This window comes from Acidimicrobiales bacterium, from assembly GCA_041394265.1.
Taxonomy (GTDB): Bacteria; Actinomycetota; Acidimicrobiia; order Acidimicrobiales; family SZUA-35; genus JBBQUN01.
Map to the genome: position 1 here is coordinate 586,936 of JAWKIO010000005.1, position 13,355 is coordinate 600,290.

The 13,355-nt window shown below is 67.5% G+C and carries 13 protein-coding genes; 6 read left to right on the top strand and 7 right to left on the bottom strand.

All coding sequences use genetic code 11. From position 1 onward, the window contains the following. The first annotated feature begins 95 nt into the window (after positions 1-95). The gene (locus R2733_02895) at positions 96-2,123 is read left to right on the top strand and encodes an acyltransferase family protein (protein MEZ5375429.1); all 2,028 of its coding nucleotides are present in this window, start codon (positions 96-98) and stop codon (positions 2,121-2,123) included. Positions 2,124-2,131: 8 nt separating this feature from the next. Here the strand turns inward: R2733_02895 and R2733_02900 are convergent, their stop codons facing one another. The 5 genes from R2733_02900 to R2733_02920 form a co-directional block, all read right to left on the bottom strand. Next, positions 2,132-3,112, bottom strand: a complete 981-nt coding sequence (locus R2733_02900; protein ID MEZ5375430.1) for a DUF222 domain-containing protein — start codon at positions 3,110-3,112, stop codon at positions 2,132-2,134. A gap of 188 nt (positions 3,113-3,300) precedes the next feature. Continuing rightward, the gene (locus R2733_02905; protein MEZ5375431.1) at positions 3,301-4,785 is read right to left on the bottom strand and encodes a hypothetical protein; all 1,485 of its coding nucleotides are present in this window, start codon (positions 4,783-4,785) and stop codon (positions 3,301-3,303) included. Next, positions 4,769-5,287, bottom strand: coding sequence for a sigma-70 family RNA polymerase sigma factor (locus R2733_02910; protein MEZ5375432.1), 519 nt, complete (start codon positions 5,285-5,287; stop codon positions 4,769-4,771). The genes R2733_02905 and R2733_02910 overlap by 17 nt, the downstream gene beginning before the upstream one ends. A gap of 44 nt (positions 5,288-5,331) precedes the next feature. After that, positions 5,332-5,913 carry a response regulator gene (locus R2733_02915; protein ID MEZ5375433.1) on the bottom strand — a complete coding sequence of 194 codons (582 nt, stop codon included), beginning with the start codon at positions 5,911-5,913 and terminating at the stop codon, positions 5,332-5,334. A gap of 109 nt (positions 5,914-6,022) precedes the next feature. Further along, complete coding sequence (locus R2733_02920; protein ID MEZ5375434.1) at positions 6,023-7,666, bottom strand: ABC-F family ATP-binding cassette domain-containing protein; 1,644 nt, start codon at positions 7,664-7,666, stop codon at positions 6,023-6,025. Between the two features lie 99 nt (positions 7,667-7,765). Here R2733_02920 and R2733_02925 point away from each other — a divergent pair, with 99 nt between their 5' ends. From R2733_02925 to R2733_02935, 3 genes are all read left to right on the top strand, one after another. After that, positions 7,766-8,338 carry a TetR/AcrR family transcriptional regulator gene (locus R2733_02925; GenBank protein MEZ5375435.1) on the top strand — a complete coding sequence of 191 codons (573 nt, stop codon included), beginning with the start codon at positions 7,766-7,768 and terminating at the stop codon, positions 8,336-8,338. Between the two features lie 103 nt (positions 8,339-8,441). After that, positions 8,442-9,401 carry an NADPH:quinone oxidoreductase family protein gene (locus R2733_02930; protein ID MEZ5375436.1) on the top strand — a complete coding sequence of 320 codons (960 nt, stop codon included), beginning with the start codon at positions 8,442-8,444 and terminating at the stop codon, positions 9,399-9,401. After that, complete coding sequence (locus tag R2733_02935; GenBank protein ID MEZ5375437.1) at positions 9,398-10,210, top strand: glucose 1-dehydrogenase; 813 nt, start codon at positions 9,398-9,400, stop codon at positions 10,208-10,210. The genes R2733_02930 and R2733_02935 overlap by 4 nt, the downstream gene beginning before the upstream one ends. Before the next feature lie 12 nt (positions 10,211-10,222). On the opposite strand, the gene R2733_02940 is transcribed toward R2733_02935, so the two are convergent. Then, positions 10,223-11,092, bottom strand: coding sequence for a hypothetical protein (locus R2733_02940; protein MEZ5375438.1), 870 nt, complete (start codon positions 11,090-11,092; stop codon positions 10,223-10,225). Positions 11,093-11,230: 138 nt separating this feature from the next. Between R2733_02940 and R2733_02945 the strand changes: the two genes are divergently transcribed. Both R2733_02945 and R2733_02950 read left to right on the top strand, forming a co-directional pair. Beyond that, positions 11,231-11,647 carry a peptidylprolyl isomerase gene (locus tag R2733_02945; GenBank protein ID MEZ5375439.1) on the top strand — a complete coding sequence of 139 codons (417 nt, stop codon included), beginning with the start codon at positions 11,231-11,233 and terminating at the stop codon, positions 11,645-11,647. 109 nt (positions 11,648-11,756) lie between these two features. Beyond that, positions 11,757-12,662, top strand: coding sequence for a bifunctional 5,10-methylenetetrahydrofolate dehydrogenase/5,10-methenyltetrahydrofolate cyclohydrolase (locus tag R2733_02950; GenBank protein MEZ5375440.1), 906 nt, complete (start codon positions 11,757-11,759; stop codon positions 12,660-12,662). Between the two features lie 19 nt (positions 12,663-12,681). On the opposite strand, the gene R2733_02955 is transcribed toward R2733_02950, so the two are convergent. Further along, entirely contained in the window at positions 12,682-13,326 is a 645-nt protein-coding gene (locus tag R2733_02955; GenBank protein ID MEZ5375441.1) for a NifU family protein, read from the bottom strand. Positions 13,327-13,355: the final 29 nt, after the last annotated feature.

Below are 13,355 nucleotides of genomic sequence, written 5' to 3' on the forward strand. Positions count from 1 at the left end.
GCCACTGAGGTGAGTGATTGGTCACAGAGCGCGCGACTCTTACCTCCCTCGCTCACGCTTCGCGGCCGACCTGTGCTACAAACGAGGGGCTGTCGATGCGGGAGGAGGCAGCGCTCGTGGCGTCGCACTTCAGACTCGACATCCAGGGCATCCGGGCACTCGCTGTGCTCTTGGTCGTCATCTATCACGCGGGCGGGCCCCTGACCGGGGGCTTCGTTGGCGTCGACGTGTTCTTCGTCGTGTCCGGCTTCGTCATCGGCGGCTCGCTCTTCGCCGAAGCCGAACGAACCGGCCAGATCTCGCTCACCAACTTCTACCGACGGCGAGTCCGCCGGCTCCTGCCGGCACTGTCGGTCACGATCGCCCTCACCCTCCTCGCTGCGGTGTTGTTGTCCAGCCCGCTCGGTCCGCAGTCGGCCGCCGCCGGCACGGGCATCGCCGCCCTGCTGTTCTCATCGAACTACTACCTGGCCACCTCCGGCGGTGGCTACTTCGAGGTCGACGCAGAGTCGAACCCGCTGTTGCATCTGTGGTCGCTCTCGGTCGAGGAGCAGTTCTATTTCGTGCTCCCTGCCGTCGTCGCCGCCGTGTGGTGGCTCGGACAGACATCGTTGTTTCGACGATCGGAGCGCCTCGGCCCCCGCTCGCTCCTTGCCGTCGTCCTCGTCATCGGCTCGGTGATCTCGCTCGCGCTGTCGATCGTCCTCAGCAATGGCGATGGACTCGGGGTCCTCGGTGCCCCCGAACGCATGGCGTTCTACAGCACCCCCACCCGGTTCTGGGAGTTCACCGCCGGCGTGCTCCTCGCCCTTGCCGGCGAGCGCCTCGCCGTACGCGGCGTCTTCGCCACCGCCGCTTCGGTCCTCGGCCTCGTTGCGATCGGTCTTGCGTCCTTCACCTTCGACGCCCTCACCATCTTCCCCGGCGCCACGGCACTGGTACCGGTCGTCGGCACGGTCGCCCTCATCCTCTCGGTCGACCCAACAGGACCCATCCAACGGGTGCTCGCCACCGCCCCGGCGGTCTGGATCGGCGACCGGTCCTACAGCTGGTATCTGTGGCATTGGCCGTTCATCGTCTTCGCCGACGTGCTGTGGCCCTCGAACGCCATGGCCGTTCCCATCGCCGCCGTGTTGTCGCTGGTGCCGGCAATCCTGTCGTACGACCTGATCGAGGAGCCGATCCGCCGAGGCCGCGCCCTGCCCTCGTGGGGTGCACCTCGCCTCCTCGCCACGGCCACGATCCTCCCGATCCTGATCGGGCTCGTCGTCCAGCGAGGGTCCGACCGCAACTGGGGGCTCGTCGTTCCCGACGGCTGGGGCGCCGAAGGCCTCGCAGCCGAGGCGGGCTGTCGCGACGGCGGCACCGGCTGGGATGCCGACCGCTGCACCTTCGCCGTCGACAACGCCAAGGGCACCATCTTCCTCGTCGGCGATTCCCACGCCGGCGCTGCGGCCGACGGCGTCATCGCCGCCGGCAACGGTCTCGGCTACGACGTCGCCGTCTGGTACCGAACGTCGTGCCCCATCCAGACACGCGTGCCTGCGACGCTCCCCGACTGCGCCGACTGGCAGGACGAAGCGATCGCCACCATCTCCGAGCGCTCACCCGAGCTGGTTGTCATCGCCAACCGCTCGACCCTCTACACCCTGCCGTCGTTCCCCGACGACGACGTCGGCCGGGTCATCGCCCACCGCGCCGGCGACGCTGCCACCGAACAGGACGAAGCCCTCGGCGTGTGGTCCCGAGGCCTCGAGGAACTGACCTCCACCTTCACCGACAACGGCAGCCGGGTGCTGTTCATGGCCGTGGTCCCCGAGTACGAGAACGACCCTCGGCGGATGCTGTCGCTCCTTCGCAGCTCGCCGACGCCGCCCGAAATCGAGGTGCTCGGCGCCGTCCAGGACCGGCGAGGCCCCGTGGTCTCGGCCGAGGCCGATGTGGCCGCCGCATCGGATCTCGTCACCGTGTTCGATCCCACCGGGGCGCTGTGTGGCGGCGACACCTGTACCCCCGTCGCCGACGGCACCTGGCTCTACGCCGACGATCACCACCTCAGCCCCGTCGGCTCCCGCTCCCTCGAGGCCGCGTGGACCACCGCCATCACCGAGGCCCTGAGCTGACCCACCCGTCAGTTGCGGTGGCGGGACCAGTGGCAGGGGGCGCACCGAGTGTGGAGTTCGTCGACGATTGTGCGGCGGCTGGCAGCGAACTCGGGGCAATGGTCGAAGGTGAGAAGCTGGGTGCTGCCACAGTCGACACAGGCCCGATCGCGTTCGATCACCACCCGCTTCTGCCGTTCGGTCGGGTACCGCTGCTTGCCTGACGCATTGATCGGCCTCCCGTCGGCATCGTGGATCAACGCCCGAAGGAACGCCTCGGGGGCAATGCGTTCGAGCACGCTCACCGGTATCGGGATGCCGTCGTCCATCGCGGAGCCATCGCCCCGCACATGCAGCACGATCTCGTAGGACGGAGTGCCGGCGCCGCTGGTGAGCAGCTCGACGAACGCGTCGGCGTATTGCTGTGACAGTGTCGGCCACACGCCGTCGTGCTTCCGTGGCGTTGATCGCATCACCCTCGCTGTCAAAGCCGCACGGAACGTTCCGCCCTCGAGCGGCGGGAGTCGAAGGGTGAAGGCCATCATCCCGTCGGGTTCGACTCGACATGAGACACCGCGGCGGCGGTGTTGGTACTTCTCGATGGCTTCGGGTTCGCCGTGTCGTAGCAGCCATTCGGCGATTGCCCGACCCAGATCCGATGCCGGGACGGTCTTCGCCAGTTCGACCAGCTCGACTTCGTTCGCAGCGGTGGCGACTCGGGTGAGTGTTCGGATCTTTGAGTAGGAGAGCTCACCTTGCTCGAACGCGTCCGCGGACGCGGGCAGGGACCGCAGACAACGTCCGATGCGTATCCATTCGCGAGCCGTCGACGGCTCGATGTCGGCCTCGGCCGACAGCCAGGCTGCAGCGCTCGCCGCCCCGTCGATGAGCCACTCGCCCGAATCGGCGAATTCGGCCGCAAGGTTGACCAGTTCGAACTGGCTCCGGGCCCAGATCGCAGCAGTGTCTCGCAGCCGGTCCTTCAACGACATCAACGTTCCGGTGGTCATGGTGTCCCCGCTTCTTTCGATCCTGCTCGCCGGCGAATCGTCCCGGTCGAGCTGCGCTCGACCAGCGTACTCAGGGGGTGTGACACGCCAGGAACAGGTGTTCCGCAATCAGAATCTGATGCCACGCGTCCGCGGACGTATGGCGATCCAGACGCAGCACCGTGCGCCGGGTGGACGACCGATCGGGGTCAACCCTTTGGGTGTTGGAAGGCGCAGCTGACCTCGCCGCCGATCGCCTCGATCTCGGCGGGAGTCGTGGCCCCGGCCATGCGGTCGACCGTGGCCTGGAACTCCTGCCGAAGCCATTCGAGGCGCTCGTCGGCCGCTCCGCCCCCGATGGCTTCGTAGGCTCGGGCTTCGGCTTGCACCACCGACCAGCGAGCTCCGCTGGACAGCGCGTCGATCGCTCGCTGGCGCCGAGCGTCGTCGCCGGCTCGAGCGGCGTCGAGCCACTCAGCTCCCCAGGTACACGCCACGAACTGCCTCGTGAAGAAGGCGACGGTGAACTCACCCCCGGGGACGGCATCGATCAATGGCTGAGGATCCCATCCTGGAGCGAGGGCGTTGTTGTCGAGCCATCGCTCGACCGTGCCCGCCTGATCGAACATGAACGGGTCGCCCAGTCGTTTCACCAGATCGGGTTGGACGATGCGCTCCAGCGACTCGGCGACGCTCGTCAGATCGCCGAGCTCGACGTCCGCCCCGACCCGTTCCATGGCGAGCGAGAACCAGTAGCCGTCCTCGGCCCAGACCATCGTCGCCGGCTCGCGGTCGGGGGTGGCCGCTACGTAGACCCCCTCGGTCGAGCGCACCTCGACATGCTGACGATCGGACCCCAAGGTCTCGAGCGCACCAGCGACGAGCGGTCCCGGCGCCATGGTGAGCCGCACCTCGGTCGACGCGTCGAGCGACCAACCCAGCACGGTGCGGTGATCGGTCGGTCGGGCCGCAGGAAACGTCGCATGCGACAGGCCCTGGGGTAGTTCGCCACTCATGACGATCTCACCGTCGACCACTCGGGCATCGGTGGCCACAGCGAAGGCCTCCTCTTCGCTGAGACCCCAGCCGACCACGCACACCACCCCGTCGCCCCACTGACGGAACACCTTCACGCTGCCGCGCTCGGGGTCGGAACCGATACGAACCGCGTCGCCATCGACGTCGACCTCTCGGAAGACCTCGGTGAACTCCTCGGGTCCATCGGTGATCTCGACCCCCACGTAGTCCAAGAAGTACACCGTGACCGCACCGTTGGCGACGGGCTGCTTCATGACGGCGGTCGTCGGTCCCCAGTCCTCGCCCTGCGCATTGCTCCACACGAGGTGCTGATCGCTCACGGTGGCGAGGTCGATCGTGTCGGGCGGTACCAGGAACCACCGATCGGTGGCGAGCGATGCCGATTCGGCAACCGTCGTCGGGGAATCGGCGATGGGCGCCGTCGTCGGCGCAAGCGCCGTCGTGGGCACGGACGTCTCGATCGCCTGGTCGCCATCCGAGGTGCCCAGCAGCCATCCGGCAGAAGCGACTGCGACCGCCATGACGGCAACCATTGCCACCGACGCGGCGCGCCGCCGTCGCTCGCTGCGGTCGATGTGGGCCCGGAGGGCGTTGGCGGTCGGGGTTTCGCTGACCGTCGGCGTCACGCGGTCGAGCAGTTCATCGATCTGCATCATCGATCTCCTCTTGCAGCTCGGATCGCAGTCGTGCGATCGCCTGGTGAACGAGTGCCTTGACCGTGCCCTCGGCACAGTTCATGGCGATGGCCGTGTCACGAACGCTCAGCCGTGCGTAGTGGCGAAGCAGCAGCGCGGTGCGCTGGCGGTGCGGAAGGTCACGGATCACCGCAAGCATCTCGACGGTCCCGGTCTCGTCGAGGTGGTGGTCCGCTCGAGCGAGGCGGGCAGCCACAGCGCGGCCACGAAACACGCGCCGCCACGAACTCGTCGACGAGTTCACCGCCACGGTCGCGAGCCAACCCCACGGATGCTCCATCTGCGACACCTCAGGCCACGATCGGACCAGCTTCAGCATCGCCTCTTGCGCGAGATCCTCGGCCTCTTCTCGGCTCCCGGTCTTAAGTGTCAGCAGGCCGAGCAGGCGCGCGTAGTGGGCCTCGATGAAGGCATCGAGATCGAGCGCGACGTGCTGCTCAGGCTGGACAGAGATTCCGGTCATCGGGTGGACAAACGCCGCTCCACCCGGATTGGTTTAGTCGCGAACTACCCCAGCAGGTCGTCGGTGCCGTGCCAGCGGACCGTGCGGAGTGCGGTTTCGAGTTGGGCGACGGTGTCCTCGTCGAGACCGAGCGCTTCGGCCGTGTCGTCGCTGACGAGACCGGCCTGCTCGGCGCCGGCCTGCGCCATCGACGGCAGCGACTCGGCGAAGCGGACCATCTCGTCGAAGTCGCTCGGCTTGGTCCGGAACCAGCGAGCGCCACGATCGAAGCCCTTGACCTTGTCGGTCGGGCGGCTGGAGTGCGAGAAGACGACGACAGGCAGCGACCACAGGGCGGAGTCGTTCTGCAGCAGTTCGAGGACCTCGTGGCCGTTGATCCCGGGCATCATCAGGTCGAGGACGACGATGGCCGGGAAGCGGTCGGCGTCGGCGGCGTGCAGCTTGTCGATCAGCTTGGTGCCGTCATCGAGGTAGGTCACCTCGGCATCGAGCCCGGCGTCGGTGATGGCCAGCTCGAGGAAGAGCAGGTCATTCGGGTCATCGTCGACCATCCAGACCTGCAACGACTTCGACGACCCCGCGGGTGATGTGGGGCGTGCGTTGGGTCCGACCAGTGACTGCTGCATCCGTGCCTCCTCGGTCGTCGACAGACAGCGGTCGCCGCCTCCCGACGGCCGGAGTGTCGGTGCGCGAACGCCCAATGGAATGGTCGACGACGAGATTGAGGCAGATGGCCTACCTCCCGTCCTCCGAAATCAAGCCGTTGGCGACCTCGATCGACCGGGTGCAGCTGATGGCGTCGCGGAACGCTCGGTCGTGGGAGACGATGAGAGCGGTGCCGGTGAACTTGGTCAACGCCTGCTCGAGCTGCTCGATGGCGGGAAGATCGAGGTGGTTGGTGGGCTCGTCGAGGACGAGGGTGTTGACGCCTGAAGCCTGGAACACGGCGAGGAGCGCTCGGGTGCGCTCCCCCGGCGACAGCTCGCTGGTCGGCCGTTGCACATGGTCGGCGCCGAGGCCGAATTTGGCGAGGGTGGAGCGAGCGTCGGCGACGGTGACACCGGTGGCCTCGATGAAGCCGCCGAGGAGCTGGGGTGTGTCATCGAAGCGGGTTCGCTGCTGATCGATGCGACCGACGATGACGGATCGGCCGAGCCGTTGGGTGCCGGTGGTGAGCGGCCGATCGCCGAGAAGTGCGTCGAGCAAGGTGCTCTTGCCCGCACCGTTCGGCCCCGAGATCAGCACCCGATCACCGGCATTGATCTCGAGCGTGACCGGACCGAGACGGAAGCTCCCCTGCTCGATCACGGCGTCACGCAGTTCGGCAACGAGGTCGCCCGACCGTTCGACGCTGCCGATCTCGAAGTGGAGCTGCCATGGCTCCCAGGGTTTGTCGACGACCTCGAGCCGCTCGATGGCTCGCTCGGTGCGTCGGGCCCTGGCGGCAAGTTGTTCGGTTCGCTCGATCTTGGCCTTGCGGAGGAGCTTGTCGCCGTCGCTCGGATTCTTCTTGGCCTTGGCCACGCCGGTGGTGGCCCACTCCCGCTCGGTCCGGGCTCGGTCGGTGAGCTCGGATCGTTGGCCGACATAGTTCGCGTACTTCTCCTCGGCATGGCGTTTGGCGACCGCTCGGGCCTCGAGGTATCCCTGCCACCCTCCGCCATAGACGGCCGAGGTGAAGGTGTAGGGATCGAGCTCGACCACGGACGAGATCACTCGGTCGAGGAAGCGCCGGTCGTGGGAGACGAGCATGACGGGTCGGTCGACGCCGACGAGGAAGGACTCGAGCTGGGCGAGACCGGCGATGTCGAGGTCGTTGGTCGGTTCGTCGAGCAGGAGGATGTCGAACTGGGAGACCAAGATGATGGCGAGCCCGACTCGGGCTTGCTCGCCGCCCGACAGGCTCGCCGCCTCCTGGTCGAGCACGCTGGCTCGGAGTCCGATGCGGTCGAGGGTGGCGGCGAGCCGCTGATCAAGGTCGGCGGCGCCCAGGCGGAGCCAACGGTCGAGGGCGAGGTCGTAGCGATCGGCAGCGTCGGGAGCCGACGAGGCCAGGTCGTTGGTGGCGGCGTCGAGCTCTCGTTGGGCAGCAGCGACGCCAGTACGGTCGGCGACGACGTCGAGCACGGTGGCGCCGGGCTCGGGAGCGAGTTCCTGGGCGAGCAGTCCGATGGTCGAGGACTCGGGGATGAGTGACACCCGGCCGCGGGTCGGCGTGAGCTCGCCGGTGGCGAGACGCAGCAGGGTCGACTTTCCGGCACCGTTCGGACCGACCAGACCGATCCGGTCGCCGGCACCGACCGTGAGGGTCACGCCGTCGAGGATGGTCGTGCCACCGCGATCGAAGCCGAGGTCGGTGAGGTGGAGCTGGGCGGTCACGGGTCCACTCTGCCACGGGGCACCGCTCGAGAGCCCCGAAATTCGGGACCTTTGGCGCGGCTGGCGGTCCTGGCCGTTTCGCTACGATGCCGAAGCGATATGGGCCGTCCACTGAGCGAAGCAGCACGAGACAAGGCGCAGGCGGCGGCCTTGGAGGTCATTGCCCGGGCGGGTGTCGCAGGGTTCACCGTCGACGCCGTCGCAAAGTTGTCCGGCGTGGCGAAGACGACCATCTACCGACACTGGGATTCGGCGAATGCGCTGTTGATCGACACGATCGACTGCATGGTCGTGCCGTTTCCGACCCCCGACACCGGTTCGTTGGGATCGGACCTGCAGGCTTTTCTCGACGTGCTGGGGCCGGTGTTCGACGATCCGACGATGGTGCGAACCATGCTCGGAACGATGGCGGCAGCGTCGTTCGACGAGGAACTGAACCGCATCCATCAGGAACTGATGACCGAGCGCAAGCGGCCGATCCGGGAGATGATCGACCGTGCGCTGGCCCGGGGCGAGATCCGTGACGACCTGCCGATGGACACGATCGTCGACATGATCGAGGGACCGTTCATGTCTCGATTCATCCTTCGCCGCGTGGGGCGAGACCGTGACGAGGAACGCCTGATGGTCGACCTCATCGTGCGCGCGCTGCGTCGCAACGAGGCCGACTGACCGGTCGCACGCCCGAATGGCGTGCTCAGCGGATTTCCACCAAGATCACAGGCGTTCGAGAACGCCGACAGAACGAGGGGAAGACACCATGCGAGCATGGCAAGTGACCGAACTGGGAGAGCCGACCGAGGTACTCCAGCTCGTCGAGGTCGACGATCCGACACCCCGAGCGGGCAACGTGGTGATCGACATCAAGGCATGCGGGTTGAAGTTTCCCGATCTCCTCCAGATCCGCGGTGGCTACCAGGTCAAGCCGAAGCTGCCGTTCACGCCGGGCGGCGAGATCGCCGGTGTCATCTCGGCCGTGGGTGATGGTGTCACGTCCGTCGCGGTTGGCGATCGGGTGTTGGTCATGGGCAACGGTGGCCTCGCCGAGAAGGTCGAGTTCCCCGCAGCTGCTTGTTTCCCGATTCCCGACGCGATGTCGTTCGAACATGCGGCGTGCCTCCTCACGAACTACGGGACCACCGTGTTCGCGCTCGACGACCGAGCCCATCTGCAGCCGGGCGAGACGATGCTCGTCACCGCAGCCGCCGGCGGCGTGGGGTCCTCCGCCATCCAGGTTGGCAAGGCCATGGGAGCGAACGTCATCGGCCTTGCCGGCGGCCCCGACAAGGTCAAGACCGTGCTCGACCTCGGCGCCGATGCGGCGTTCGATTACAAAGAAGTCGACGTGGTCGAGGCGGTGCGGGCGGCGACCGACGGCCGTGGCGTCGACGTCTGCTACGAGGCCGTCGGGGGCGACATCTTCGACCAGGTACGCCGCACGATGGCGTGGGACGGCCGCCTCCTGGTCATCGGGTTCACGAGCGGGCGGATTCCCGAAGCGCCGGCCAACCACATCTTGCTGAAGAACTACTCGATCGTCGGTGTCCACTGGGGTGCCAGCCTCGACCGCGACCCATCGGCACTGCGTCGAGGTTGGGATCGGATCTGTGAGCTCTACGCCACCGGTCACATCGACCCGCTGATCGACGCCGTGCGCCCGCTCGACGAAGCGGTGGCGGCGCTCGATGACCTCGACAACCGACGTACCAAGGGAAAGGTCGTGATCGCACCATGAGCGGTACCGGATCACACGATGACGAAGCCGACCAGATCACCGAGCAGCCGCTCAACCTGTTCGACCTGAGCGGCAAGGTGGCCGTGGTCACCGGCGGTAGCCGTGGCCTCGGCCGACAGATGATCCGAGCGTTCGCCCGCTGCGGGGCCGACGTGGTGATCGCCAGCCGCAAGATCCAGGCGTGCGAACTGCTCGCCACCGAGGTCGAGTCAACGACCGGTCGGCGAGCGCTTCCCGTCGCCTGCCACGTCGGATACTGGGACCAGTGCGATGAACTGGTCGACAAGGTCTACGACGAGTTCGGCCGCTGCGACGTGTTGGTGAACAACGCCGGCCTGTCCCCGCTGTATGACTCGCTCGCCAATGTCACCGAGGCGCTCTACGACAAGGTGCTCGAAGTCAACCTCAAGGGGCCGTTCCGCTTGATGGCGGCGATGGGCAAGCGCATGGCCGACAGCGGCACCGGCGGCTCGATCATCAACATCAGCTCGATCGCCGCCGTCCAGCCAACACCGAACGAGGCGGCCTACGGAGCGGCCAAGGCCGGACTCAACGCGCTGAGCAGTGCGTTCGCCCGGGAGTACGCGCCGAGTGTGCGGGTCAACACGATCATGCCCGGCCCGTTCCTCACCGACATCGCCGATGCCTGGGATCTCGATGCGTTCGCCAAGCGAGCCGAAACCACGATCCCGCTCCAGCGCGGTGGCCTCCCCCACGAGGTGGTGGGCGCTGCGCTGTATCTCGCGTCGGACGCCTCGAGTTACACCACCGGTTCGATCATCAAGATCGACGGCGGCATCGCCTACTGAGCGGTCAGTCGCTCAGCTGGCAACCGGGGCGTCGTCGGGGAAGTCCGCTGGATCGAAGTCGTCCAGCGGATCGGCCTCGCTCGAGGAGAAGCTCATGTCGACGGGTCCGGCGTCGGCCTCGGGCGTCGACCGGGTGATCTCGGCGTCGACCGGAGCCGACTCGGCCGGGGTCGACGTCGCAATCGACGCGTCGACGGCAGCAGCCTCTGCCGCGGCGTGAGCAGCGTGGGTGGGCGGTGGTGCAGGCGTCGGCGCTGCAGGTGCCGCCGTCGCTTCCGCAGTGGCAGCAGCCGCCTGAGCGGTGGCCGCTTCCTCAGCGGCGATCTCGGCAAGCAGTCGAGCCTCCTCGGCTGCCATTTCGGCGAGCTGGCGCTGTTCCTCGTCGGCGTCGGCGAGGATGTCGGCAAGTCCGCGCTGGGGCGGGGGTGTGGCCTTCGACTTCTTGCGCCGGAAGCGGGCGAACCGGTCCGGCTGCACTCGTTCGGGGCGATCGGGCGTGCGAACCCGCACGCGGCCGAGCACGGCGGTGGCGGCGATGTCGAGCCGCGGCAACTGCTTGCCGGCGAGGTCGACCCCTTCGTCGTCGGAGGGAGGGGCCTCGTCCTCTCCTGACACGTCCGACGACGCACCGGCCAGGAACGTGGAGCCCTCGAGCGTGACCCGAGTCCCGACCGGAACGAGGAGTTCGACCGAGCCGAGGAAGCACGAGATGGAGATCTCGACATCGTCCTCGCCCATGGGTCGGGCCAGGCGAAGGTCGAAGAACGACTTGCCGAGCACCGTGGTCACGTCGACCTCGTGGGCGAGATCCCAACGGTGTTCACGGCGCGAGGAACCCAGCACGGTGCGGACCGTGGTGTTGTGGATCTCGTCGTCGGCCACGTAGGCGTCTCCTCGATGGTCGTGGGTCCTCGACAGCTTCGGTGACCACCAGTCGATCTATGAGCCGATCCTCGCCGTTGCCGGAGGAGCGCTGCCTTCCTATCGTGGACGTCTCGACAAGCCAGAGGAGCTGCTGACATGAACGAGACCCGCACTGCGAAAGACGGCGACGCCGTTGCCGTCCACTACACCGGGACCCTCGACGACGGCAGCCAGTTCGATTCCTCCTCCGGACGGGATCCGCTCGAGTTCGTCGTCGGCTCGGGTCAGGTCATCAGTGGCTTCGATCAGGCCGTGCGCGGTCTGGCCGTCGGCGAGTCTCGCACCGTGCGTATGGAACCGGCCGACGCCTACGGCGAGCGGCGTGACGACATGATCATCACGGTTCCCGCCGAGCAGGCTCCCCCGGGACTCAAGGTCGGCGACCAGGTGTCGGCAGGCAACATGCCGGCACAGATCATCGCCGTCGACGACACGTCGGTGACGATCGACGCCAACCATCGACTCGCCGGCCAGGCGCTCACGTTCGACGTCGAGCTCGTCAGCTTCTCCTGAGCCGCCCGCCCTCCGGGATGCAGCCGGAGGGGTGCGTTCACTCGCCGCCTAGCATCGTTGATCGAGGCCCGACTCGGGCCGCCGCCCCCGCCACCACCGAGGTTTCACGATGACCAACGACGCCGCCACACCTGAGCGACCCATCGAGTACACCCCGGGTGGTGCGATCTTGTTGGACGGCAATCGTCTCCGCGACGAAACGGTGGCTGGCCTCGCGGCATCGATCGCGGCCGCCGGTAACCCGCCGGTGTGTCTCGCCACCGTGCTGGTCGGCGCCGACAAGCCCAGTCAGATCTACGTCCGGATGAAGCAGCGCAAGGCCGAGGAGGCGGGGATGATCTCTCGCCACGTCGAGCTGCCGCAGGACGCCACGCAGGAACAGGTCGAGGCGGCAGTCGCCGAGCTGGCTGCCGACCCCGCCGTGCACGGCATCCTCTGCCAGCTCCCTCTCCCCGACCACCTCGATCCCGAGCCGGTCTTGGCGTTGCTCCCGGCCGAGAAAGACGTCGACGGCTTGACCACCCAGTCGCTCGGGCGTCTCGTACGCGACCTCCCCGGCCACGTTCCGGCCACACCGCTCGGCGTCATCCGGCTCCTGCAGCGCTATGGCGTGGAAACCGTCGGCAAGCGGGCCGTCGTCATCGGCCGGTCCACGCTGGTCGGACTGCCGATGCAGCTGTTGTTCGCTCGCCGTGGCACGGACGCCACGGTCACGCTGGCCCACTCGCGGACCACCGACATGGTCGAGGTCTGCCGCGAGGCCGACATCATCGTGGCGGCCGCGGGGAATGCTCGCATGATCACGCCGGCTCACGTGAAGCCGGGAGCCGCCGTGATCGATGTCGGTGTGTCGCGAACCGAGGCCGGCATCGTGGGTGACGTCGACTTCGACGCCGTCCAGGCCGTCGCCGGCGCGATCACGCCCATGCCCGGCGGGACCGGGCCGATGACCATCGCATGTGTCCTCGAGAACACGCTGTCGGCCGCCCGGATGCTGGGCGCGTTCCCGGCTTAGAGGCAGCGCGGCGCCTCGATCAGGTGTAGAAGGGGTTCTCGCCGGCCGAATGATCGGTGGCGTCGAGCACCTCGGTGATCTCGGGCAGGGCGTCCATCAGCATGGACTTGATGCCCTCCTGCAGCGTCATCGCGCTGGCGGCGCAGCCCTGGCAGCCACCGCCCATCGTGACGTACACCTTGGTGCCGTCGATGCCGGCGAGGGCGGCGTAGCCCCCATGAGAGGCGAGCGCCGGGTTGATCGCCTGATCGAGCACGGCCTGCACCTTCTGCGGGAGCTCACCTTCGAGGTCGAGATCGAGGCCGGCCAGCGGATTCGGCTGGTTCGGATTCCGGATGACGAGACCGCCGGCCGAGGCGTTCGCCGGCACGTCGAGCACCGAACCGGCCATGTTCTCGACCGAGTTGGCGGGAATGATGACGGTGAGTTCACCGTGATCGCCCTGGGTGTAGACCGCATCGTCGGCGGCGGCCTCGCTGACGGCGACCAGTTCGAGCGCGTACTGGAACTCGGTCATGTTCGAGCCCGTGATCTCGACCCGCAGCGCCGTGCCCGCAGGATCGTCTTCGGACGCTCGGACCTCGAGCACGGTGGCCAGCGCCTGCTCGCTCACCGCGAGCACGGGGGCGTCGACGTTGGTGGGATCGAGATCGGTCGTACTCACGGTGGGTTCGCTCCTCAGGGGCTCGTGTG

Coding starts and splice junctions, on each gene's coding strand:
- R2733_02905 (MEZ5375431.1), bottom strand. CDS start 4,785: ATGATGCAGATCGATGAACTGCTCGACCGCGTGACGCCGACGGTCAGC.
- R2733_02910 (MEZ5375432.1), bottom strand. CDS start 5,287: ATGACCGGAATCTCTGTCCAGCCTGAGCAGCACGTCGCGCTCGATCTC.
- R2733_02915 (MEZ5375433.1), bottom strand. CDS start 5,913: ATGCAGCAGTCACTGGTCGGACCCAACGCACGCCCCACATCACCCGCG.
- R2733_02945 (MEZ5375439.1), top strand. CDS start 11,231: ATGAACGAGACCCGCACTGCGAAAGACGGCGACGCCGTTGCCGTCCAC.
- R2733_02950 (MEZ5375440.1), top strand. CDS start 11,757: ATGACCAACGACGCCGCCACACCTGAGCGACCCATCGAGTACACCCCG.
- R2733_02900 (MEZ5375430.1), bottom strand. CDS start 3,112: ATGACCACCGGAACGTTGATGTCGTTGAAGGACCGGCTGCGAGACACT.
- R2733_02935 (MEZ5375437.1), top strand. CDS start 9,398: ATGAGCGGTACCGGATCACACGATGACGAAGCCGACCAGATCACCGAG.
- R2733_02925 (MEZ5375435.1), top strand. CDS start 7,766: ATGGGCCGTCCACTGAGCGAAGCAGCACGAGACAAGGCGCAGGCGGCG.
- R2733_02895 (MEZ5375429.1), top strand. CDS start 96: ATGCGGGAGGAGGCAGCGCTCGTGGCGTCGCACTTCAGACTCGACATC.